This window comes from Streptomyces albofaciens JCM 4342 (assembly GCF_008634025.1).
Lineage (GTDB): Bacteria > Actinomycetota > Actinomycetes > Streptomycetales > Streptomycetaceae > Streptomyces > Streptomyces albofaciens.
The window spans coordinates 2,640,653-2,661,568 of record NZ_PDCM01000001.1 but is presented as its reverse complement, the minus strand read 5'-3'; the positions used below and the strand labels follow the sequence as shown (position 1 = coordinate 2,661,568).

At 72.6% G+C, this 20,916-nt stretch carries 17 protein-coding genes; 3 read left to right on the top strand and 14 right to left on the bottom strand.

Translation table 11 applies throughout. The features are described 5' to 3' along the window. Window positions 1-502 precede the first annotated feature (502 nt). The 6 genes from whiA to CP973_RS11880 form a co-directional block, all read right to left on the bottom strand. The gene (whiA, locus tag CP973_RS11905) at window positions 503-1,492 is read right to left on the bottom strand and encodes a DNA-binding protein WhiA (RefSeq protein ID WP_003987139.1); all 990 of its coding nucleotides are present in this window, start codon (window positions 1,490-1,492) and stop codon (window positions 503-505) included. Next, window positions 1,483-2,547 (bottom strand): gluconeogenesis factor YvcK family protein, encoded by a 1,065-nt coding sequence (locus tag CP973_RS11900; protein ID WP_150240008.1) that lies wholly within the window; start codon window positions 2,545-2,547, stop codon window positions 1,483-1,485. Before CP973_RS11900 ends, whiA begins: the two co-directional genes overlap by 10 nt. Beyond that, the gene (gene rapZ / locus CP973_RS11895; protein ID WP_050508478.1) at window positions 2,544-3,434 is read right to left on the bottom strand and encodes an RNase adapter RapZ; all 891 of its coding nucleotides are present in this window, start codon (window positions 3,432-3,434) and stop codon (window positions 2,544-2,546) included. Before rapZ ends, CP973_RS11900 begins: the two co-directional genes overlap by 4 nt. Window positions 3,435-3,535: 101 nt before the next feature. Next, a complete protein-coding gene (gene uvrC, locus CP973_RS11890) occupies window positions 3,536-5,617 on the bottom strand; it encodes an excinuclease ABC subunit UvrC (protein WP_150240006.1) in 2,082 nt (693 codons plus the stop codon). Between the two features lie 165 nt (window positions 5,618-5,782). Continuing rightward, complete coding sequence (locus CP973_RS11885) at window positions 5,783-6,664, bottom strand: hypothetical protein (RefSeq protein ID WP_150240004.1); 882 nt, start codon at window positions 6,662-6,664, stop codon at window positions 5,783-5,785. A 1-nt stretch (window position 6,665) separates the two neighbouring features. Next, window positions 6,666-7,298: a papain-like cysteine protease family protein gene (locus tag CP973_RS11880; RefSeq protein WP_150240002.1), complete on the bottom strand. Its 633-nt coding sequence runs from the start codon at window positions 7,296-7,298 to the stop codon at window positions 6,666-6,668. Window positions 7,299-7,656: 358 nt separating this feature from the next. Between CP973_RS11880 and CP973_RS11875 the strand changes: the two genes are divergently transcribed. Further along, entirely contained in the window at window positions 7,657-8,577 is a 921-nt protein-coding gene (locus CP973_RS11875; RefSeq protein ID WP_150240000.1) for a hypothetical protein, read from the top strand. Window positions 8,578-8,602: 25 nt separating this feature from the next. Here the strand turns inward: CP973_RS11875 and CP973_RS11870 are convergent, their stop codons facing one another. The 6 genes from CP973_RS11870 to CP973_RS11845 all read right to left on the bottom strand — a co-directional run bounded on the left by CP973_RS11870 (window position 8,603) and on the right by CP973_RS11845 (window position 13,894). After that, complete coding sequence (locus CP973_RS11870) at window positions 8,603-8,989, bottom strand: thiamine-binding protein (RefSeq protein ID WP_150243473.1); 387 nt, start codon at window positions 8,987-8,989, stop codon at window positions 8,603-8,605. A 62-nt stretch (window positions 8,990-9,051) separates the two neighbouring features. Then, a complete protein-coding gene (locus tag CP973_RS11865; protein WP_150239998.1) occupies window positions 9,052-10,209 on the bottom strand; it encodes an MAB_1171c family putative transporter in 1,158 nt (385 codons plus the stop codon). Beyond that, the gene (locus tag CP973_RS11860; RefSeq protein WP_150239996.1) at window positions 10,194-10,727 is read right to left on the bottom strand and encodes an ImmA/IrrE family metallo-endopeptidase; all 534 of its coding nucleotides are present in this window, start codon (window positions 10,725-10,727) and stop codon (window positions 10,194-10,196) included. The genes CP973_RS11865 and CP973_RS11860 overlap by 16 nt, the downstream gene beginning before the upstream one ends. Window positions 10,728-10,977: 250 nt before the next feature. After that, entirely contained in the window at window positions 10,978-11,388 is a 411-nt protein-coding gene (locus tag CP973_RS11855) for a Rieske (2Fe-2S) protein (RefSeq protein ID WP_150239994.1), read from the bottom strand. Window positions 11,389-11,423: 35 nt separating this feature from the next. Continuing rightward, entirely contained in the window at window positions 11,424-12,872 is a 1,449-nt protein-coding gene (locus CP973_RS11850) for a sugar porter family MFS transporter (protein ID WP_150239992.1), read from the bottom strand. A gap of 5 nt (window positions 12,873-12,877) precedes the next feature. Then, window positions 12,878-13,894 (bottom strand): zinc-dependent alcohol dehydrogenase family protein, encoded by a 1,017-nt coding sequence (locus tag CP973_RS11845; protein WP_150239990.1) that lies wholly within the window; start codon window positions 13,892-13,894, stop codon window positions 12,878-12,880. Window positions 13,895-14,069: 175 nt separating this feature from the next. On the opposite strand from CP973_RS11845, the gene CP973_RS11840 reads away from it, so the two are divergent. Then, a complete protein-coding gene (locus tag CP973_RS11840) occupies window positions 14,070-15,077 on the top strand; it encodes a LacI family DNA-binding transcriptional regulator (protein WP_150243471.1) in 1,008 nt (335 codons plus the stop codon). Between the two features lie 38 nt (window positions 15,078-15,115). After that, the gene (locus CP973_RS11835; protein ID WP_150239988.1) at window positions 15,116-16,063 is read left to right on the top strand and encodes a carbohydrate kinase family protein; all 948 of its coding nucleotides are present in this window, start codon (window positions 15,116-15,118) and stop codon (window positions 16,061-16,063) included. 420 nt (window positions 16,064-16,483) lie between these two features. Here the strand turns inward: CP973_RS11835 and uvrA are convergent, their stop codons facing one another. Both uvrA and CP973_RS11825 read right to left on the bottom strand, forming a co-directional pair. Further along, window positions 16,484-19,585 (bottom strand): excinuclease ABC subunit UvrA, encoded by a 3,102-nt coding sequence (gene uvrA / locus CP973_RS11830; protein WP_150239987.1) that lies wholly within the window; start codon window positions 19,583-19,585, stop codon window positions 16,484-16,486. A gap of 651 nt (window positions 19,586-20,236) precedes the next feature. Next, window positions 20,237-20,914 carry a TetR/AcrR family transcriptional regulator gene (locus CP973_RS11825; RefSeq protein WP_150239985.1) on the bottom strand — a complete coding sequence of 226 codons (678 nt, stop codon included), beginning with the start codon at window positions 20,912-20,914 and terminating at the stop codon, window positions 20,237-20,239. Between the last annotated feature and the right edge of the window lie 2 nt (window positions 20,915-20,916).

Genomic DNA, 20,916 nt, shown 5'->3' with positions numbered 1-20,916 from the left:
CCGTACCCGGCTGCGGGCAGGCGGCTACCGGCAGGGGGACGGTTCCGGGCCCTACAGACTCCGTCCTCCGGTCCCGGCCCCTCCTGTACGTGTCAGACTGCCGCGACGTGGGTGGGGGGACGACTGCCCCCACCGGCCGTTCGTCGCCGTACGGCGGGAGGGGCTGGGCCGTAGGACGAAGTCTGGAGGACCGGCCCCGTACCCGGCTGCGGGCAGGCGGCTGCCGGTAGGGGGACGGTTCCGGGCCCTCCAGACTTCGTTCTCCGGTCCCGGCCCCTCCTGTACGTGTCAGGCTGCGGCGGCGTGGGTGGGGGACGCCTGCCCCACGGGCCGTTCGTCGCCGTACGGCGGGAGGGGGCGGGCCGTAGGACGAAGTCCGGAGGACCGGCCCCGTGCACGGGGCCGGGGGTGCGCCACCCGGCACGGACGGCAAGTCGGCCACGGTGAGCGGCCCACCACCGGCCGCCGAAACTTCCCGGACAGACGCCGCTACCGCGGCACCTCAGCCGACCATCCCGTCCGCCATCTCCTCCGACAGGTTGGACTCCGTGCCGGGGATGCCCAGGTCCTGGGCGCGCTTGTCGGCCATGGCCAGGAGGCGGCGGATGCGGCCGGCGACCGCGTCCTTCGTCAGGGGCGGGTCGGCGAGGGCGCCCAGCTCCTCCAGGGACGCCTGCTTGTGGTCCATGCGCAGCCGGCCGGCCGCGGCGAGGTGCTCGGGGACCTCCTCGCCGAGGATCTCCAGGGCGCGCTGGACCCGGGCGCCCGCGGCGACCGCGGCGCGCGCCGAGCGGCGCAGGTTGGCGTCGTCGAAGTTGGCGAGGCGGTTGGCCGTGGCGCGGACCTCGCGGCGCATCCGCCGCTCCTCCCAGGCCAGTACGGACTCGTGCGCGCCGAGGCGCGTCAACAGCGCGCCAATCGCATCACCGTCCCGGACGACGACGCGGTCCACGCCGCGCACCTCGCGGGCCTTGGCGCCGATGCCGAGCCGGCGGGCCGCGCCGACCAGCGCGAGGGCCGCCTCGGGGCCGGGGCAGGTGACCTCCAGCGAGGAGGAGCGGCCGGGCTCGGTGAGCGAGCCGTGCGCGAGGAAGGCCCCGCGCCAGGCCGCCTCGGCGTCGCAGGTGGCCCCGGAGACGACCTGCGGGGGCAGGCCGCGGATGGGCCGGCCGCGGCCGTCGACCAGGCCGGTCTGGCGGGCGAGCTGGTCGCCGCCGGCGACGACCCGGACCACGTAGCGGCTGCCGCGCCGCAGGCCGCCGGGGGCCATCACCACCAGGTCGGAGGAGTGGCCGAAGATCTCCAGGATGTCCTTGCGCAGCCGCCGGGCCGCGATGCCCGTGTCCAGCTCCGCCTCGATCACGATGCGCCCGCTGACCAGGTGCAGTCCACCCGCGAACCGCAGGATCGACGAGACCTCCGACTTCCGGCAGCAGGTCCGGGTGACGGGGAGCCGGGAGATTTCATCCTTCACCGCTGCCGTCATCGCCATGGGCCGATCCTTCCATGCATCCGAAAAATACGGTCGTACGCGGCGGCCAGCAGCTCCGGGTCGTGCCGGGCGGCTCCCTTGTGGGGCTCCGCCGTGCCGCAGGGGCTGCCGGGCGCGGCGACCGCCGCCAGCTCGACCTCGCTGCCGACGAGCTGCTTGGCAGCGACGGTCAGGCTCTCGGTGTCGGGCACGGCGGCCCGGTCGGCCAGCACCACGTCGAAGGCGAGTTTAGGGGCGTGTCGGGCCAAAACCTCCAAATGACGCTGCGGGGAAAAGCCATCGGTTTCGCCCGGCTGGGGCGCGAGGTTCAGCGAGAGGACCTTGCGGGCCTTGGTCTCCTCCAGTGCTTCGCGCAGCTCGGGCACGAGCAGGTGCGGGATGACGGAGGAGAACCAGGAGCCGGGGCCGAGGACCACCCAGTCGGCGTCGCGGACGGCGGCGACGGCCTCGGGCACGGCGGGCGGGTCCTCCGGGACGACGTGCACGGACTGCACCTCGCCGGGGGTGAGCGCGACCGTGGCCTGGCCGCGGACCGTGACGATGTCGTCCGGGCGGGTCTCGTCGTGGCCCTTGACCAGGGCCTGGAGCTCCAGCGGCACGGCGGACATGGGCAGCACCCGGCCGTGCGCGCCGAGCAGCTTGCCGACCAGGTCCAGGGCCTGGACGTGGTCGCCGAGCTGTTCCCACAGGGCGACGATGAGGAGGTTGCCGACGGCGTGGTCGTGCAGTTCGCCCTCGCTGGTGAAGCGGTGCTGGATCACCCGGGACCAGGTCTGGCCCCAGTCGTCGTCCCCGCACAGCGCGGCCAGCGCCTTGCGCAGGTCGCCGGGCGGCAGGACGCCCAGCTCGTCGCGCAGCCGCCCGCTGGAGCCGCCGTCGTCGGCGACCGTGACGACGGCGGTCAGGTCGCCGGTGATGCGGCGCAGCGCGGCCAGCGAGGCGGACAGGCCCATGCCGCCGCCGAGCGCGACGACCTTGGGCGTGGCGCCCCTGCCGGAGCGGCTGCCCGGGACCAGTTTGCGGACCCGGCGCAGCCGCAGGGGACGGGCGGTCATTCGCGCCCCATGTCCCGGTGGACGACGACGGTCTCGACGCCTTCGGAGACCAGGCGGTGGGCGAGCTTCTCGGACATGGCGACGCTGCGGTGCTTGCCGCCCGTACAGCCGACCGCGATGGTCACGTACCGCTTGCCCTCGCGGCGGTAGCCCTCGGCGACGAGGCGCAGCAGCTCCGCGTAGCCGTCCAGGAACTCCTTGGCGCCGGGCTGGCCGAAGACGTAGGAGGAGACCTCCTCGTTCAGGCCGGTGTACGGGCGCAGCTCGGGGACCCAGTGCGGGTTGGGGATGAAGCGGCAGTCGATGACCATGTCGGCGTCGACGGGCAGGCCGTACTTGAAGCCGAAGGACATGACGGTGGCCCGCAGCTCGGGGACCTCCTCGCCGGCGAACTGGGCGTCCATCTTGGCGCGCAGTTCGTGGACGTTCAGGCTGGAGGTGTCGATGACCAGGTCGGCGTCGCCGCGCAGCTCGCGCAGCAGGTCGCGCTCGGCGGCGATGCCGTCCACGATGCGGCCGTCGCCCTGGAGGGGGTGCGGGCGGCGGACGGACTCGAAGCGGCGCACCAGGGCCTCGTCGGAGGACTCCAGGAAGACGATGCGGCGCTTGACGTTCTGCGCGTCGAGGGTGGCCAGGGACTCCTTGAGGTTGTCGAAGAAGCGCCGGCCGCGGACGTCCACGACGACGGCGATGCGGGCCACGTTGCCCTGCGAGCGGGCGCCCAGCTCGACCATCGGCGGGATCAGCTCGGGCGGGATGTTGTCCACGACGAACCAGCCGAGGTCCTCCAGACACTTGGCGGCCGTGCTGCGGCCGGCCCCCGACATGCCCGAGATGATCACCAGCTCGGGGATGGCGGCGCTCTCGCCCTGGCCGGCCTCGCGCATCGTGCCCGTACTCACCTGTGCACCGTCTTCCTCGGTCTCGCGGGTGCGCGGCGTGTCCCGCGCGTCCCGCTGGTCGTGCCTGTGCTGCTCTGTGCTGCCGCTCATCGTTCCAGCCCCCGTTCCGATGACAACGCGGCCGGTGCGGCCCCGTCATCCTCAATGATCTCTCCTGTGGCGGTGTTCACCGCCGGGGCGGCCGGGGCCGCTCCGGCCAGCGCCGCCGCGATGGTCTCGGCCGTCTTGCGGCCGATGCCCGGCACCTCGCAGATGTCCTCGACCCGGGCGGCGCGCAGCCGCTTGACCGAGCCGAAGTGCTTCAGCAGGGCCTGGCGGCGACTCTCGCCGAGCCCGGGGATGCTGTCCAGGGGCCCGGACCTGAGGCGCTTGCCCCGCTTGTTGCGCTGGTAGGCGATGGCGAAGCGGTGGGCCTCGTCACGTACGCGCTGGAGCAGGTAGAGGCCCTCGCTGCTGCGGGGCAGCACGACCGGGTCGTCCTCGTCGGGCAGCCAGACCTCTTCGAGACGCTTGGCCAGGCCGCATACGGCGACGTCGTCGACGCCCAGCTCGGACAGGGCCCGCTGGGCTGCGGCGACCTGCGGCTGACCGCCGTCCACGACGACGAGCTGGGGCGGGTAGGCGAAGCGTTTGGGGCGGCCCTCCTCGTCGGTGGGGCCGGTGGGCACGGGTTCGCCGGTGGGGCCGGTGGCCGCGGGCGGGATTTCCCCGGCGGCCGCCGGGGTGTCCTCCCCCGCGGTCGTCTCCTCCTCCCACTCCCCCGTCTGCTGCTTCTCCTGGAGGTACCGGCGGAAGCGGCGCCCGATGACCTCGTGCATGGCGCGGACGTCGTCCTGGCCCTCGAAGGACTTGATCTGGAAGCGGCGGTACTCGCTCTTGCGGGCGAGGCCGTCCTCGAAGACGACCATGGAGGCCACCACGTCGTCGCCCTGGAGGTGGGAGATGTCGAAGCACTCGATGCGCAGCGGCACCGAGTCCAGGCCGAGGGCCTGGGCGATCTCCTCCAGGGCGCGGGAGCGGGTGGTCAGGTCGGAGGCGCGCTTGGTCTTGTGCAGGGCCAGGGCCTGCTGGGCGTTGCGCTGGACCGTGACCATCAGGTCCTTCTTGTCGCCGCGCTGCGGGATGCGCAGCGAGACGTTCGAGCCGCGGCGCTCCGTGAGCCACTGCTGGACCGGTTCGACCGGGTCGGGCAGCGCCGGGACCAGCACCTCCTTGGGCACGGCGTCGCCGCTCTCCTCGCCGTACAGCTGCTGGAGGGCGTGCTCGACGAGGGCCGCGGTGTCGACGTTCTCGACCTTGTCGGTGACCCAGCCGCGCTGGCCGCGCACCCGGCCGCCGCGGACGTGGAAGATCTGCACGGCCGCTTCCAGCTCGTCCTCGGCGAGCGCGATCAGGTCGGCGTCGGTGGCGTCGGCGAGCACGACGGCGCTCTTCTCCATGGCGCGCCGCAGCGCGTCTATGTCGTCGCGCAGCCGGGCCGCCCGCTCGTACTCCATCTCCTCGGCGGCCTCCTGCATGGCCTTCTCCAGGCGGCGGATGTACGCACCGGTACGGCCGGCCATGAAGTCGCAGAACTCCTCGGCCAGTTCGCGGTGCTCCTCGGAGGAGACCCGGCCGACGCAGGGGGCGGAGCACTTGCCGATGTAGCCGAGCAGGCAGGGGCGGCCGATCTGGGCGGAGCGCTTGAAGACCCCGGCGGAGCAGGTCCGCACGGGGAAGACGCGCAGCAGCAGGTCGACGGTCTCGCGGATGGCCCACGCCTGGCCGTACGGGCCGAAGTAGCGCACGCCCTTCTTCTTGGCGCCGCGCATGACCCGCACCCTCGGATACTCCTCGTTGAGGGTGACGGCCAGATACGGATAGCTCTTGTCGTCGCGGTACTTGACGTTGAACCGCGGGTCGTACTCCTTGATCCAGGTGTATTCGAGCTGGAGCGCCTCGACCTCGGTGCCGACGACGGTCCACTCGACGGAGGCCGCGGTGGTGACCATCGTGCGGGTGCGCGGGTGGAGGTTGGCCAGGTCCTGGAAGTAGCTGGACAGGCGCTGGCGCAGGCTCTTGGCCTTGCCGACGTAGATCACGCGGCGGTGCTCGTCACGGAATCTGTAGACCCCGGGCGAGTCGGGGATCTGTCCCGGCTTGGGTCGGTAACTGCTGGGGTCTGCCATGCCGTCCACCCTACTTGGGGGCGGTGACAGCGGGCGGCGGCGGGCGCGCGCGGCGGGGGCGTCCGCGACCGTCCGCGTACGGCGCGGAGGCGGGCACCGGCCCGGACGGGTGGGATCCGTCCGGGCCGGTGCGGCCCGCGGGCGGGTGGTCCCCCAGGCCGGGCCTCAGCGGCTGTGGCGCCGGCGCAGCGCCGCGGCCCCGGAGAGGCCGAGGGCGAGCAGCGCGGCGGTGCCCGCCACGGCCGAGGCCGCGGTGACCGGGCCGCTGCCGCCGTCCGCCGCGGCGCCGGCCGCGACGGGCTGCGGACGCGCCGCGGCGGCCGCGCCCTCCGCGCCGTCCTGCGGGCCGTAGCCGCCCGCGGCGCCGCGCCGGTCGTACGCGGAGCCGGGCAGCTTGTCGCCGTACGCCTCGGCCACCCGCTTCTGGTACGCGGCCACGGTGGTGCCGCCCGCGCCGATGGCCTTGCGCGCCTCGGCGTCCAGCGGCCTGACGCGGTCGCCGCGCTGTTCGTACCAGGCGTTGATCTGCGGCTCCCGGAAGACCGTGCCGCCGTCCGCCGCCGCGCTGTAGCGGGCCTCGTCGTCGCCGGTCGCGATGTTGACGACCTTCCACGCGCCGCGGCTCCGGGCGGTCCACACGGACGCCTTCTGCCCGTCGGCGGAGACCGCGGTGCTGGCCAGGAACTCCAGCCGGGCGACCGGGGCCCCGGCCTCGCCGCGCACGAAGTCGGGCGAGAGCACGTACACCGGCACCGTGCGCCCCTCGATCCGCGGCCGTGCCTTCGCCGCGGCGACCGCGCCGTCGCGGGCGAAGAAGCGGGAGAGCGTCGTGAGGGTGTCCGGCGCGGTGGCCGCCGCGCGGGCCTCGCTGACGGCCGGGGCGGCGGGCGCGGGGGGCGGCGCGGGAGCGGCGGCCAGCGCGTGCTGCGGCGCGAGGCCGAGGAGGGCGGCGGCGAGCGTGCCGGTGGCGGCGGCCCGTACGGCGGTGCGGCGGGCCGGGGTGCCGCGCCCGGAGGCGGATGCGGCCGGAGCGCTGCGCTCGGTCATGTCAGGCTCCGATCCGGTAGAGCGAGTGGGTCCAGGAGAATTCGCTGCCGTTGACGTAGTAGTCGTAGTCGCCCCAGTTGTAGCGGTTGTTGGACCCCCACGGGTCGCCCCAGTAGACCCAGTGGTTGGCGGTGTCGAAACCGTAGATCACGTGCATGTGCCCGCCGCCCGAGGACCACTGGATGCGGGTCTCCACGGGGCGGCCCGCGTTGATCTCGTTCTGTACGGTGCCGTAGCGCAGATAGCCGGACACGTACGAGCCCCGGTTGATGCCGGCCCAGTCGAGCGCGTTCTGCACGTTGCCGAGCGTGGCCTGGTTGTTGGGGCAGGTGGTGCCCTGCTGACGGTTGAAGGCCGCGTTGCAGAACTGGTTCTGGCTGTAGCGCCTGCCGTAGAAGGTGGCGATGGTGTTGCCGGAGGCGGCCCAGCACCAGTTGGTCTTCTCCTGGGCCTGCATGGTGATGTTGAGCCGGTTGGCGGCCGCCACCGCGTGGGGGGCGGTGGCCGCCGTGCCGGTGGGGGCGGGCGCGGCGGTGGCCGGTGCGGCGGGTACGGCGGTCAGCGCGGCGGCCGACAGTGCCGCTGCCGACAGCCATCTGCGGCGGGTGCCGCGGCTGCGTGGTGCCGAGGTCATGGCGTTCCTCCCGAACGAGGGGGTTGTTACGGAGGAGCGCATCCGGATGCTGGTCAGGAGCATCGGGTGTTGTCGGGAGCAGGTCAACACGCTTCAATGCGGGGTGACATGGGGGTGTGGACGTCCGGTCCCGGGTGTGAACGGCCCGCGCCCGGCGTACTGCAGCGGACAGGCAGGGCCAGCGCACGGTGTGAAGTCCGGTTGTGAACGTTCACCGCGCGCGCCGAAGGGTTGGGCGATGACACAGCACACAACACAACATCCACCTCACACACCTCGTGAGTTTCACGAAGCACACCGGAAACCCGCACATCAGGCACCCCGGGCGCACCCGGAGACCGCCCCGGTATCACCCCAATTGACCGAGCTGGCGCAGGTTCTGCAGACCGGCCCGTTCCACCTGGCCCTGCGGGCCGCCCTGGCCGCCCGCGGACTGGCCCTGCACCGCGTCCAGCACAAGCTGGCCCAGCGCGGGATCAAGGTCGGGGTGACGAGCCTGAGTTACTGGCAGCAAGGCGCCCGGCGCCCGCAGCGCCCCGAATCACTGCGCGCCGTACGGGCCCTGGAGGAGGTCCTGGAACTGCCCGCGCAGTCCCTGCACCGGCTGCTGGTCCCCGAAGGCGGCCCCCGGCCCGAGGCCAAGGAGCGCCCCGCCGCCCGTTCCTACCGCATGCTCTTCGACCCCTCCGACGTCCTGCACCAGCTCCTGGCCGAACTGGAGGCCCCCACGGACGGGGGGCTGCACACGGTCGGCCACCACGAGTGGGTGCGCATCGGAGCCGCCCGCGAGATGAGCGGGCGCCGTTCCCTCCAGGTGGTGCGCGCCCACCGGGACGGCGTGGACCGCTACATCGCCATACACCAGGGCGACGCGGGCTGCGACACGTCCCGGGTGGTCGTCACGGCCGGGGAGAACTGCCGGCTGGGGCGGGTCCGCCGGCACGCCGCCACCGCCATGGTGGTCGCCGAGCTGCTCTTCGACGTACGGCTCCGTACGGGCGACACCCATGTCTTCGGCTACACCTTCGAGGACGGCAGCGGCGGCCAGAGCGCGGAGTACGTACGCGGCTTCCGCTTCGCCGGCGGCCAGTACGTCCTCCAGGTGTGCTTCGACGAAACGGCCCTGCCGGTGCGCTGCCGGCGTTTCACCCGGACGAAGGCGGGCGCGCCGCGCTCGGGGCAGCAGGAGCTGACGCTCAGCGGGCAGCACCGGGCCGTACACCTGGTGGAGCAGGGCGTACGGCCCGGGATCGTGGGGATCGGCTGGGACTGGGGGTGATCCGGGCGGCTGCCGTCCGGGGCCGCTAGGGGGTGGGCTCCGCGCCGGTGGCCGGGACGCCCGACGCGTCGGCGTCCGCGGCGGCGGCGCCGCCGTCCAGGGCGTCCGCGGCCGCCGCGTTCCGCGCCACCCGCTGCTCCAGCATGGCGATCTTCCCGTCCAGCGGGCGGTCCATGCCCGGCCACACGTCGGCCTTGATGCTGACCTGGACGCGCGGCACCCGCGCCGCGACCGCCTCGGTCGCGCGCTTGACGACGTCCATGACCTCGTCCCAGTCCCCCTCGATCATCGTGTACATGGAGTCCGAGCGGTTCGGCAGCCCGGACTCCCGGATGATCTTGATGGCGTCGGCGACGTACGCCGCGCCGTTCTCCTCCACGCCCATGGGCGTCAGGGCGAAGGCGATGAGCACGGTCTTCCTCTCGTCGTACGGATGGACGCGGCCCGTCGGCGGCGGGCCGCGGCGCGGCACCGTCACCCGGTCCCGACGTGTGCCGTCCGGTAGGCGCGTACCACGGGAGACCGGTAGGCATCCGCGATCCGCAGCAGGTGCCGCACCTCCGCGCCGAGATCGCCCGCGCCGGGGCCCGCGAGGTTGACCGTCTGGGCCTGCGGCGCCTCCCCGGTGCGCCGGGCGTGCAGCGCGGCGGCCAGCCAGCAGGCGGTGATGTGCGCGTCCGCCAGGTCCTCGGGGACGGCCTGCCCGTCCACATGGCGGCGGACCCCGTCGAGGGTGGCCGGGGAGACGTAGTCGCGCAGCACGATCATCGCGTCGCGGATCTCGATGACGCGGCGGTACAGGCGCAGCTGGAGCGGCAGCACCGCGTCGCGCAGCCGGCTGCCCGGCCCGAGGACCACGTCCGGCGTCACCGCCGTCAGCTCCCGCCACAGCAGGGCCAGCCCCCGGTAGGCCGTACGGTCCCGCCACAGCCGCCGGGCCCCGGCCACCACGGGCAGCGCCACGCCCGCCGCGATGAACAGTGCCTCCACGCCGGTGACCGGTGAGAACAGCGGGCCGAAGACCGGCGAGCGGCTGAACAGGTAGCAGAGCTTGAGCACCCACAGCAGGGACGCCAGCAGGATGCCGGTGCCGAACAGGCGCAGCCCGTACCGCAGCAGCCGGGGCGCGCCGGTGCGGCCCTGGGTCCAGCAGACGAAGCCGCAGGTGGTGTCGGCCGTCAGGTGGAAGGCGAAGAAGACGTACCAGTAGGCGTCCGGCACGCTCGGGATGTCCGGCGACGGGGTGATCTGGTTGCGCGGGTGCGGCGGCCCGGTCACGTCCAGGACGACGAGCGCCGCCATGACCGCGAGGGCGGCGCCGAACACCAGGACCGTACGGCGCCGGCGCCCCGCCGCCTGGAAGATGAACCACAGCACGGCGGCGGCGTCCACGATGCTGAACAGATGGGTGCTCAGGTCGACCCAGTGCGCGCCGGGCACCAGCCGCGCCAGGACGGCGGTGACCGGCTCCAGGTGCATCGACATGGCCAGCGCGATCATCACGATGGCCAGCCACAGGGGCCGCTGCGCCCGGTCCGTCAGGCCGCGCGGGGCACGGGCGAGCACCATGGCCCACAGCGCGACGATCCCGGCGTTCTCCAGCCAGGCGAGGTCGGTCAGCCAGGTGAACACGGCGCTCCCGGGTGCCGGGCGCCCGGCAGGCCCATGCCCGACGCCAGACCGCCGAGCGTGCCGGACAGCAGGGTCGGCGCGGGCACCCGCCCGGCGCCCTCCAGGATCAGGCTGGCGATCATCTCCGCCTCCTGCTCCTGCCGGTCGGAGTAGCGGCTGCGGCCCAGCGCCTGCCGGATGGAGTGCGGGTCCTCGATGTCGATGCGCCGGAAGAGCCGCTGGTCCTCGACGGCCGTGCGGTGGTCGCACACCAGGTGGCCGATCTCGTGGAGGATGATGTGCTCCTGGTGGAGCGGGCTGGTCCGCCCGTCGTAGAAGACGTAGTCGCCCTCCTCGGTGGCCAGCCACATGCCGGTCGGCATGCCCAGTCCGGTCGGGGTGGGCAGGGTCAGCAGCCGCAGCGGGCGGTTCCGGTCGACGGCGAGCCGGGCGCACAGCTCCTGCGCGGAGAACGGCTCGGGCAGCGGTATCCCGTCGATCACGCGCCGGCAGCGGCGGCGCAGTCGCCTCCAGTGCATCGCGGGTGACACTCCATGGCGTGTGGGGACAGGAGGGCACATGACCCGGTAACGGCGCTCGGTCATGCCGCCCCCACAGGGCCGCGACCCGGAGATTCCGGCACGACGAGCCCCCCCTCGCGCGTCATCGGCGCATCACGTCAGGCGATCGTAGATCTTCTTCCGTGCCCTTGTCAGGCCCCTGCCACCGAGCAGTCCGTTTCCGGCCAATCACTCAGCGTCACCGGGCCGGGCCGCCCCACGCCCCGCGTCAGCCGGCGATCAGCTTGCCGCCCTGCGCCTTGACCGGCACCTCCGGCAGCGGCTTGCTCGCGGGCCCCTGGATGACCTTGCCGGTCGTCACGTCGAACCGGCTGCCGTGGCAGGGACAGTTGCCCTGGTTGCGCTCGATCTTGTCCAGTACGCACCCCGCGTGGGTGCACTTGGCGCTGAAGCACTTGAACCGGCCCTCTTCGGGCTGCGAGACCAGCAGCCGGCTCTCGCGGTAGAGCTTGGCGCCGCCGACCGGCACCTCGGTGGCGGCGCCCAGCGTGACCGGCTCGGCGGGCGTCGCGGACGCGCCGTCCGAGCCGCCGCCCGAGCAGGCGGCGACGCCGAAGCCCGCCGCGCCGACGAGCGCGGCCCCTCGCAGCACGGTCCGGCGGGCGGGGGGCTGGCTCATCTCGTACTCCCGGATGCTCGGCCGGCGACCCTGCGTCACCGTGCGGCGTCGGCTCCCGACGATACCGGTACCGATCCGTCCGCTTCGGACTGCCCCGGCCGGCCCTCCGCACTGTCCGGAAGGTGCCCCTCCCGGCCCTTGAGCAGGTCGCGTTCGATCTCCTCCAGGCTGCGGCCCTTGGTCTCCGGCAGCAGCTTCCGTACGAAGACGAAGGCGGCGAACGTCGTCACGGCGAAGAACAGGAAGTTCACGCCCGCTCCCCAGGCGCGCAGCAGCGACGGGAAGACCAGCGAGACCACCATGTTGAACAGCCAGTTGAACATCACGCACAGGCTCACCGCGGCGGCCCGGATCCGCATCGGGAACAGCTCCGGCAGCATCACCCACTGCACCGGGCCCCAGGAGACCGCGAAGGACGCGATGTACAGGGCGATGCCGAAGAGGGTGAGGGCGGACAGCGCGGCGCCGTAGCCGAGGCCGGACAGGTTGGTGACGGCCAGGACGAGCATGGCCGCGCACATGCCGAGCGCGCCGTACAGCAGCAGCGGCTTGCGGCCCTTGCGGTCGATCAGGCGCATGGCGGGCAGCGTCATGAGCATGTTGAGCAGCCCTATGCCGACGTTGGCGAGGATCGCGCCGTCGGAGCCGAAGCCGATGTCGGTGAGCAGCGTCGGCGCGTAGTAGATGATCGTGTTGATGCCGACGAAGTTCTGGAAGAAGACCAGCAGCATCCCGACCAGCAGGACCGGCCGCAGCCGCGGCGAGGCGAGGTCCTTGAGCGTCAGCGACCGGCTCTCGGCCCGCTCGATGCGCTCGGTCTCCTCGATCTCGGCCAGCTCCGCGTCGGCCGCGCCGCCCGTACCGCGCAGCCGCGTCAGCACCTGCCGGGCCTCGTCGTTACGGCCCTTGCCGACCAGCCAGCGGGGGCTCTCGGGCTGGGTGATGATGCCGAGCGCGAGGATCGCGGCGGGCACCACGCCCAGGCCGATCATCCAGCGCCACGCCTCGGCCCCGGCGAGCAGGTAGTCGGTGACGTAGGCGAGGAAGATGCCGACCGTGACCAGCAGCTGCATCAGCGAGGTCAGGCCGCCGCGCAGGTGCTTGGGCGCCAGCTCCGTCAGGTACAGCGGTACGACGACGGAGGCGATGCCCACGCCGGTGCCGATCACGAAGCGGAAGGCGATCAGCGTCCAGGGGGTGGTGGCCAGGGAGGCGCCGAGGGTGCCGAGGATGAAGACGGCGGAGGCGGCGAGGATCAGCCGGCGCCGGCCCCAGGAGTCGGACAGCCGCCCGGACAGGCCCGCGCCGAGCATCGCGCCGACCAGCAGGCCGGAGACGACCATGCCCTCCAGCAGCGGGGTCAGCGCGATGTCGTTCTTGATGAAGAGCATGGCGCCGGAGATGACGCCGGTGTCATAGCCCCACAGGATGCCGCCGAGGGCGCCGAAGACCCATATCAGGGCGTTCTTGATGCGTGCGGGCACGTCCGTCACCCCTTCCGCGCGGACTGCGGGCCCTGGGGCGCGATGTGGATCTTGCGGCCGGTGCCGGCCCGGAAGCGGGCCACCGCCTCGTCGAAGTCCTCCAGCCCGTACACGTCGCTGACCAGCGGATCGAGGTCGAGCCCGGCTTCCAGCACGTCGATGGCGGGCTGGAAACTGTTGTGCACGGCCATCGAGCCGATGATGTCGATCTCGTGGTGGTAGACGAGGTACGGCGAGAACTTCGCGGAGCGGGCCGGGTCGGTGACGCCGAACTGGAGGAACGTGCCGCCCTTGCGGACCCGGCCGAGACCGTCCTCGATGGCCGGTACGGCGCCGGTCGCGTCGATGACCACCTCGAAGCCGGGCTTGCGGCCGAGCTGGTCGGCGTCGGTGACGGCCGCGTCCAGGCCGAAGCTCTCGGCGAAGGCCAGCCGGTCCTTGTTGAGGTCCACGACGGACACCGAGGCCGCGCCCGCCGTCCGCACGAGCGCGGCCATCATCAGGCCCATGGTTCCCGCGCCGTAGATCAGGTAGTGCTCGCCGGGGCGCCGGGGCAGCCGGTTCAGGCCGTGCACCGCGCAGGACAGCGGCTCGATCAGGCCCGCGGCGGCCTCGGAGAACGACTCCGGTACGAGGTGGCAGCAGCGCGCGGGCACCGCGACCAGCTCCGCGAAACCACCCGCCTGGGTGACACCGATCGCCCGGTAGTCCTCGCACAGGTTGGCGCGGCCGATGCGGCAGTAGTGGCAGGCGCCGCACGGCATGTTCGGGTTGACCGCGACGCGGTCGCCGACGGCGGGACCGGTGACGCCCTCGCCCACGGCCACCACCTCGCCGGTCAGCTCGTGCCCGGGCACCAGCGGGTAGGTCACGGCGGGCAGTTCGCCGCCCAGGATGTGCATGTCGGTCCCGCACAGCCCGCAGGAGGAGACGCGCACGACGACCTCCGCGGGTGCCGGCCGGGGATCGGGGACTTCGGTCAGGGCGGTACGGCCCGGCTCGGTGACCACGACAGCGCGCATGGCGCCTCCTCACGTCTTCGTGCGGTGTTGCGGGTGTTGCGGGATGGGGTGGCGTGAACGTAACCCGGTGGTAAACGTTTGCGCAAGCGTTTACGTCTAGGCTGTGATGGACTACGTACCGGCAGCGGACCACCTGCCGGCACCACAGGGCGACGGACTCGGGGAGACGGACCGGATGACGACGATGGTCGATGTGGCACGGCGGGCGGGGGTCTCCGTGGCCACGGTCTCGCATGTGCTCAACGAGACCCGGCCGGTACGCCCCGACACCCGCGCCGCCGTCCTCGCGGCCATCGACGAGCTGGGCTACACCCACAACACGCTGGCCCGTTCGCTGGTCACCGCGCGCACCCGCTCCATAGGCCTCGCGGTCTCCGCGATCAGCAACCCGTACTTCACCGAGATCCTCCAGGGCGTCGAGGCCGGTGCCCTCGAAGCGGGCTACAGCCTGCTGATCGCCGACCCGCACGACGACCCGGAGCACGAGCGGAAGGTCGTCCGGCTGCTGCACGAGCGCCGGGTGGACGGCATGATCGTCGCACCGTCCGCGGAGCCCGCGGGCATGGCCGACTACCTCACCCGGCGCAAGGTTCCGGCCGTCTTCCTCGACCGGCTCGTCGGCGACGCGTACGACCAGGTCTGCGCGGAGAACACCGCCCCCGTACGGCAGCTCGTCGAGCACCTCGCCGATCTGGGCCACACCCGGATCGGGCTGGTCGCCGGGCTGCCCGGGCTGAGCACCACCACCGAGCGCGTCCAGGGCTACCGCGAGGGCCTGCGCGTCCGAGGCCTGCCCTTCGCCCCCGAACTGCTGGCGGGCGGCAACTCCGAGGCGGAGGGCGCCGAGGACGCCACCCGGCACCTGCTCGCCGCCCCCGAACCGCCCACCGCGATCATCACCGCCAACAACGCGATGACGATCGGCACCCTGCGCGCGCTCCGCGACCTCGGCCTCGACGTGCCCCGCGACATCGCGCTGGCCTGCTTCGACGACTTCTCGTGGGCGGACCTGTTCGCCCCGCGTCTGACGGCGATCTCCCAGCCCAGCAAGGAGATCGGGGCCGCCGCGGTACGGCTGCTCCTGGAGCGGCTGGAGGACCCGGACCGCCCGCCGCGCACGCTCCGGCTGCCTTGTACGTATGTGCACCGCGAATCCTGCGGCTGCACCGGCGCCGGGCGCTGACCCGCCCCTCCCCCACCCCCAGAAAGGCCAGGACTGTCGTGATCGTCGTCGCCGGCGAGGCCCTGATCGACCTCGTGCCCAGCTCGCAACCGCCGACCGGGGACGGGCCGCTGCCCGCGCTGCTGCCGCGCCGGGGCGGCGGCCCGTACAACACCGCCCTCGCCCTGGGGCGGCTCGGCTCGCCCGCCGCGTTCTGCTCGCGGGTGTCCACCGACAGCTTCGGGGAGGAGCTGCTGCGCGGGCTGCGCGCGGACGGCGTGGACACCTCGCTGGTGCAGCGCGGCAGCGAGCCCACCACCCTGGCCGTCGCGGACATCAGCCCGGACGGTTCGGCGGGTTACGGCTTCTACGCCGACGGCACCGCCGACCGGCTGTTCACCCTGCCGGGCGAACTGCCCGCCGCGGTGCGGGCGGTGTCGTTCGGCACCTGTTCGCTGGTCCTGGAGCCGGGCGCGAGCGCGTACGAGTCGCTCATGCGCCGCTCGGCGGAGCAGGGCATCTTCACGGCGCTGGACCCCAACATCCGCGCCGGACTGATCGCGGACGCGGACGCCTACCGGGCCCGCTTCCGCTCCTGGCTGCCGCACGTGACGCTGCTGAAGCTCTCGGAGGAGGACGCGGAGTGGCTGGCCGGTCCCCAGGGCGTCGCGGCCGCGGTGAAGGACTGGCTGACGGCCGGGCCTGCGGCGGTGGTGCTCACACGCGGCGGTGACGGGCTGTGCGTACGGACGCCGGGCGGGGACGGGATCGCGGTGCCCGGTGAGCGGGTCGAGGTCGCGGACACGATCGGCGCGGGCGACACGGTCAACGCGGCGCTGCTGAACCGTCTCGACGCGCACGGCGCCCTGGCCCCCGACGCGCTCGCCGCCCTCTCCCCCGACGCCTGGCGCGACATCCTCGGCTTCGCGGCCCGCGCGGCGGCGATGACCTGCTCCCGTCCCGGCGCGCAGCCGCCGTATGCGACGGAGCTGGTGGGGCCGGAGTGACGGGGCGGCGAGCCGTCGCCCGGCGGACGGGCCCGCCGTCGTGACGCGTTACGGGTGGTGGGCGAGCTGCGCGTGCCATTACGGCGACGGGCCGCTGCCCCATCCCTCGCAGTGACAGGTTGCCGCTCCATCCCCAATGGTGCGGGGCGTCGCTCCATCGCCAACGGTGACGGGCCGCCGTCCCATCCCCAGCGACGACGGGTCGCCGTCCTCCTAACAGTGACGGGCCGCCGCTCCATCCCCAACGGCGACGGATCGCCGTCCTCCTAGCAGTGACAGGCCGCCGCTCCATCCCTAACGGCGACGGGCCACCGCCCCGCCCCTAACAGTGACAGGCCGCCGCCCCACCTGTGACAACGACGGGCCGCCGCCCCTCCCCTTACGGGTGGGACGGCGGCCCGTCGGTTCGTCCGGCGGCGATCAGGCCTGGCGGGCCCGCGTCGCCTTCTTCGCGGTCGCCTTCTTCGCGGTTGCCTTCTTCGCGGCTGTCTTCTTGGCGGCCGCGGGCTCGGCAGCCGCGGGCTTGGCGGCCGTCTTCTTCGCCGTCGTCTTCGAAGCGGCTGCCTTGGTGCCGGTCTTCGCCGAGACGGTCTTCTTCGCCGGGGCCTTCGTCGCGGCGACGGTCTTCGTCACGGCGCGCTTCTTCGCTGCGGCGGCCGGGGCCGGCTCCGCGTCGCTGACCCGGTCGCCCAGGATGTCCCGCAGGAACTTGCCCGTGTGGCTGGCCGGGACCGCCGCGACCTGCTCCGGCGTGCCCTCGGCGACGACCAGGCCGCCGCCGTTGCCGCCCTCGGGGCCCATGTCCACGATCCAGTCCGCGGTCTTGATCACGTCGAGGTTGTGCTCGATGACGATGACCGAGTTGCCCTTGTCGACCAGGCCGGACAGCACCTTGATCAGCTTGCTGATGTCGTCGAAGTGCAGACCGGTGGTCGGCTCGTCCAGGACGTAGACCGTGCGGCCGGTGGAGCGCTTCTGGAGCTCGGAGGCGAGCTTGACGCGCTGTGCCTCACCGCCGGAGAGGGTCGGCGCGGACTGTCCGAGGCGGACGTAGCCCAGCCCGACCTCGGTGAGCGTCTTCAGGTGGCGGGCGATGCTCGGGACGGCCTCGAAGAAGCTCAGCGCCTCCTCGATCGGCATGTCCAGGACCTCGGCGATGGACTTGCCCTTGTAGTGGACCTCCAGGGTCTCCCGGTTGTAGCGCGCGCCGTGGCAGACCTCGCACGGCACGTACACGTCCGGCAGGAAGTTCATCTCGATCTTGATCGTGCCGTCGCCCGCGCAGTTCTCGCAGCGGCCGCCCTTGACGTTGAAGGAGAAGCGCCCCGGCATGTAGCCGCGGACCTTGGCCTCCATCGTCTCCGCGAACAGCTTGCGGATGTTGTCGAAGACGCCGGTGTACGTCGCGGGGTTGGAGCGCGGCGTACGGCCGATGGGCGACTGGTCGACGTGGACGACCTTGTCCACCTGGTCGTCGCCGGAGACCCGCACATGGCGGCCGGGCACCGACTTGGCACCGTTCAGCTCGCGGGCCAGGTGGGTGTAGAGGATGTCGTTGACCAGCGTGGACTTGCCGGAGCCGGAGACGCCGGTGACCGCGGTGAGCACGCCGAGCGGGAAGGAGACGGTGATATCGCGGAGGTTGTTCTCCTTCGCGCCGTGCACCGTCAGCTGCCGCTTGGGGTCGGCGGGCCGCCGGACCCCGGGCGTCACGATGGCCTTGCGGCCGGAGAGGTACTGCCCGGTGACCGAGTCCTTGTTGGCCAGCAGCTCCTTCATCGGGCCGCTGTGCACGACCTTGCCGCCGTGCTCGCCGGCGCCCGGGCCGATGTCCACGACCCAGTCGGCGACCTTGATCGTGTCCTCGTCGTGCTCCACGACGATCAGCGTGTTGCCCATGTCGCGCAGGCGCACCAGCGTCTCGATGAGGCGGTGGTTGTCGCGCTGGTGCAGGCCGATGGACGGCTCGTCGAGCACGTACAGCACGCCGACCAGGCCGGAGCCGATCTGGGTGGCGAGCCGGATGCGCTGGGCCTCGCCGCCGGAGAGGGTGCCCGCGGCGCGGTTCAGCGAGAGGTAGTCCAGGCCGACGTCGACCAGGAACTTCAGCCGCTCGTTGACCTCCTTGAGGACCCGCTCGGCGATCTTCTTCTCGCGGGCGTCGAGCTTCATCTCGCGCAGGAAGTCGGCGCAGTCGCTGATCGACATGGCCGAGACCTCGGCGATCGAGCGGCCCTTGACCGTGACGGCGAGGACGATCGGCTTCAGCCGCGTGCCCTCACAGGTCGGGCAGGGCACCTCGCGCATGTAGCCCTCGAAGCGCTCGCGGCTGCTGTCGCTCTCCGCCTCCTGGTGGCGCCGCTTGACGAACGGCACGGCGCCCTCGAACGCGGTGGTGTACGAGCGCTCGCGGCCGTAGCGGTTGCGGTAGCGGACGTCGATCTGGGTGCGGTGGCCGTTGAGGATGGCCTTCTTGGCGCGCTGCGGCAGCCCGGCCCAGGGGATGTCCGTACGGAATCCGAGGGCGTCGGCCAGGGCGCCGATCAGACGGCCGAAGTACTCCTTGGTGTGGCCGTGCGACCAGGGGTGGACGGCGCCCTCGTCGAGGGACTTCTCCTCGTCCGGGATGATCAGCTCGGGGTCGACCTCCATGCGCGTACCGATGCCGGTGCAGTCGGGGCAGGCGCCGAAGGGCGAGTTGAAGGAGAAGGAGCGGGGCTCCAGCTCCTCGAACGACAGGTCGTCGCGCGGGCAGTACAGGTGCTCCGAATACATCCGCTCGCGCTGCGGATCGTCCTCGTCCAGGTCGACGAAGTCGAGGATGACCATGCCGCCGGACAGGCCGAGGGCGGTCTCGACGGAGTCGGTCAGCCGGCGCTTGGCGCTGTCCTTGACGGTCAGGCGGTCCACGACCACCTCGATCGTGTGCTTCTCCTGCTTCTTGAGCTTGGGCGGGTCGGAGAGCTGGATCGTGACGCCGTCGACGCGGGCGCGGCTGTAGCCCTTGGTCTGGAGGTCGGAGAAGAGGTCCACGAACTCGCCCTTGCGCTCGCGCGCGAGCGGGGCCAGCACCTGGAAGCGGCTGCCTTCGGGCAGCTCCAGGACCTTGTCCACGATGGCCTGCGGCGACTGCCGGGCGATCGGGTCGCCGCACTCGGGGCAGTGCGGCTTGCCGATACGGGCGAACAGCAGACGGAGGTAGTCGTAGACCTCGGTGATCGTGCCGACCGTCGAGCGCGGGTTGCGCGAGGTCGACTTCTGGTCGATCGAGACCGCGGGGGACAGGCCCTCGATGAAGTCCACATCGGGCTTGTCCATCTGCCCGAGGAACTGCCGGGCGTACGAGGAGAGCGACTCGACATAGCGGCGCTGCCCCTCGGCGAAGATCGTGTCGAAGGCGAGCGAGGACTTGCCCGACCCGGAGAGCCCCGTGAAGACGATGAGGGAGTCCCGGGGGAGGTCGAGCGAGACGTTGCGCAGGTTGTGCTCGCGAGCGCCACGGACGATGAGACGGTCGGCCACGCCGGTCGGCACCTTTCTGGAGAGGGGCGGGAGGCCGCGGCCCAGCTGCGTGCGGCCCTGACGGCGGCGGTCGGGCGAGCCGGTCGCTGCCGGCCGCCGGGCCGGGTGGGCGCGGAAGCTGGGCGAGCCCCCGCCCCAGGGTATGGGGGCTGCCGCGGCGATGTCTTATTGATGCCACACACGAGCCTATAGCACGCGCATTCGAATTACGGTGTCCGTCGAAGCGCTTCACCCGAACGTGTGGCCGCTTCTGGACAACACGTGACGGCCCGCCCCTCTTCCTGCCGATCACCGACAGAGCGCCCCCACCTTCCCCCACGCCCCTCCGGCACCTCCCGGTTCCCGCCGGGCCGGAGGCGGGAGGGGCGGGAAGCGGCGCCGGGGTGGCGCGGGGAAAGGTGTCCGAAGTCACGTCGAGGGCGGCTGTTGTTCGATTTTCTGGCCACCCTGGACCGGACAACCGGACCCTTCCCGTTAGGCGCCCCGTCCCCACCGTCGGGCATCCCGTCGCCAATGCCGCGCATCGCGTCGGCAATGCCGCGCACCTCGCCCCCAGCGCCGCGCATCTCGCCCCCAGCGCCGGGCATCCCGTCCTCACCGCCCGCCGGGCACCCCGTCGCGAGCCGCCCGCCCTTCAAAGCGCCACCCGCCCTAAAGCACCCGTGACAGCACGTCGAACGTGTGCTGCAGCAGCTCCCTCTGCTCCGCGACGATCTCCTCGACGGGGGCGCCGGCCATCTGCCGACGGATGACCGTCGCGTACACGGAACGGTACGCGGCCACGGTCAGCGCCGCGGCCAGCCTCGGCCCGTGCTCGTCCGGCCCGGCGCCCTCGGCCTCCGCGAACAGCCCGGCGAGCGTGTCCTCGAACTCCTCCAGGGCCTCGCGCCCGCGCGCCTGCAACGCCGTCGAGTCCACCAGCACCTGCCACCAGTACCGGTCCCAGAACCCGACTCCCGCGAGCGGATGCCCCTGCGCCAGCAGATCGAGCGCGAGGCGGTGCAGCGCCTCCAACGGCCCGACGCCTTCGCCCCGCTCCCGTACGGCCCGCGTCACCAGCTCGAAGGCCTCGGGAATGCGGTCGAGGAAGAGGTCTTCCTTGCGGGGGAAGTAGTTGAAGACGGTCATCGTCGAGACCTCGGCGGCGCGGGCGACCTCGGCGACGGTGACCTGCTCGAAGCCGCGCGCGACGAAGAGCCGGGTGGCCTCACCGGAGATCCGCTCACGGGTCCGGATCTTCTTCAGCTCGCGCAGCGAGAGCCCTTCGCCGTCCGCCGGCGCGTGGCCACCGCCACCGCGCCGCGCCTTCTCCTCCACGTCATCAGCCATGA

Coding starts and splice junctions, on each gene's coding strand:
- whiA (WP_003987139.1), bottom strand. CDS start 1,492: ATGGCGATGACGGCAGCGGTGAAGGATGAAATCTCCCGGCTCCCCGTC.
- CP973_RS11900 (WP_150240008.1), bottom strand. CDS start 2,547: ATGACCGCCCGTCCCCTGCGGCTGCGCCGGGTCCGCAAACTGGTCCCG.
- rapZ (WP_050508478.1), bottom strand. CDS start 3,434: ATGCGCGAGGCCGGCCAGGGCGAGAGCGCCGCCATCCCCGAGCTGGTG.
- uvrC (WP_150240006.1), bottom strand. CDS start 5,617: ATGGCAGACCCCAGCAGTTACCGACCCAAGCCGGGACAGATCCCCGAC.
- CP973_RS11885 (WP_150240004.1), bottom strand. CDS start 6,664: ATGACCGAGCGCAGCGCTCCGGCCGCATCCGCCTCCGGGCGCGGCACC.
- CP973_RS11880 (WP_150240002.1), bottom strand. CDS start 7,298: ATGACCTCGGCACCACGCAGCCGCGGCACCCGCCGCAGATGGCTGTCG.
- CP973_RS11860 (WP_150239996.1), bottom strand. CDS start 10,727: ATGCACTGGAGGCGACTGCGCCGCCGCTGCCGGCGCGTGATCGACGGG.
- CP973_RS11855 (WP_150239994.1), bottom strand. CDS start 11,388: ATGAGCCAGCCCCCCGCCCGCCGGACCGTGCTGCGAGGGGCCGCGCTC.
- CP973_RS11845 (WP_150239990.1), bottom strand. CDS start 13,894: ATGCGCGCTGTCGTGGTCACCGAGCCGGGCCGTACCGCCCTGACCGAA.
- CP973_RS11840 (WP_150243471.1), top strand. CDS start 14,070: ATGACGACGATGGTCGATGTGGCACGGCGGGCGGGGGTCTCCGTGGCC.
- CP973_RS11825 (WP_150239985.1), bottom strand. CDS start 20,914: ATGGCTGATGACGTGGAGGAGAAGGCGCGGCGCGGTGGCGGTGGCCAC.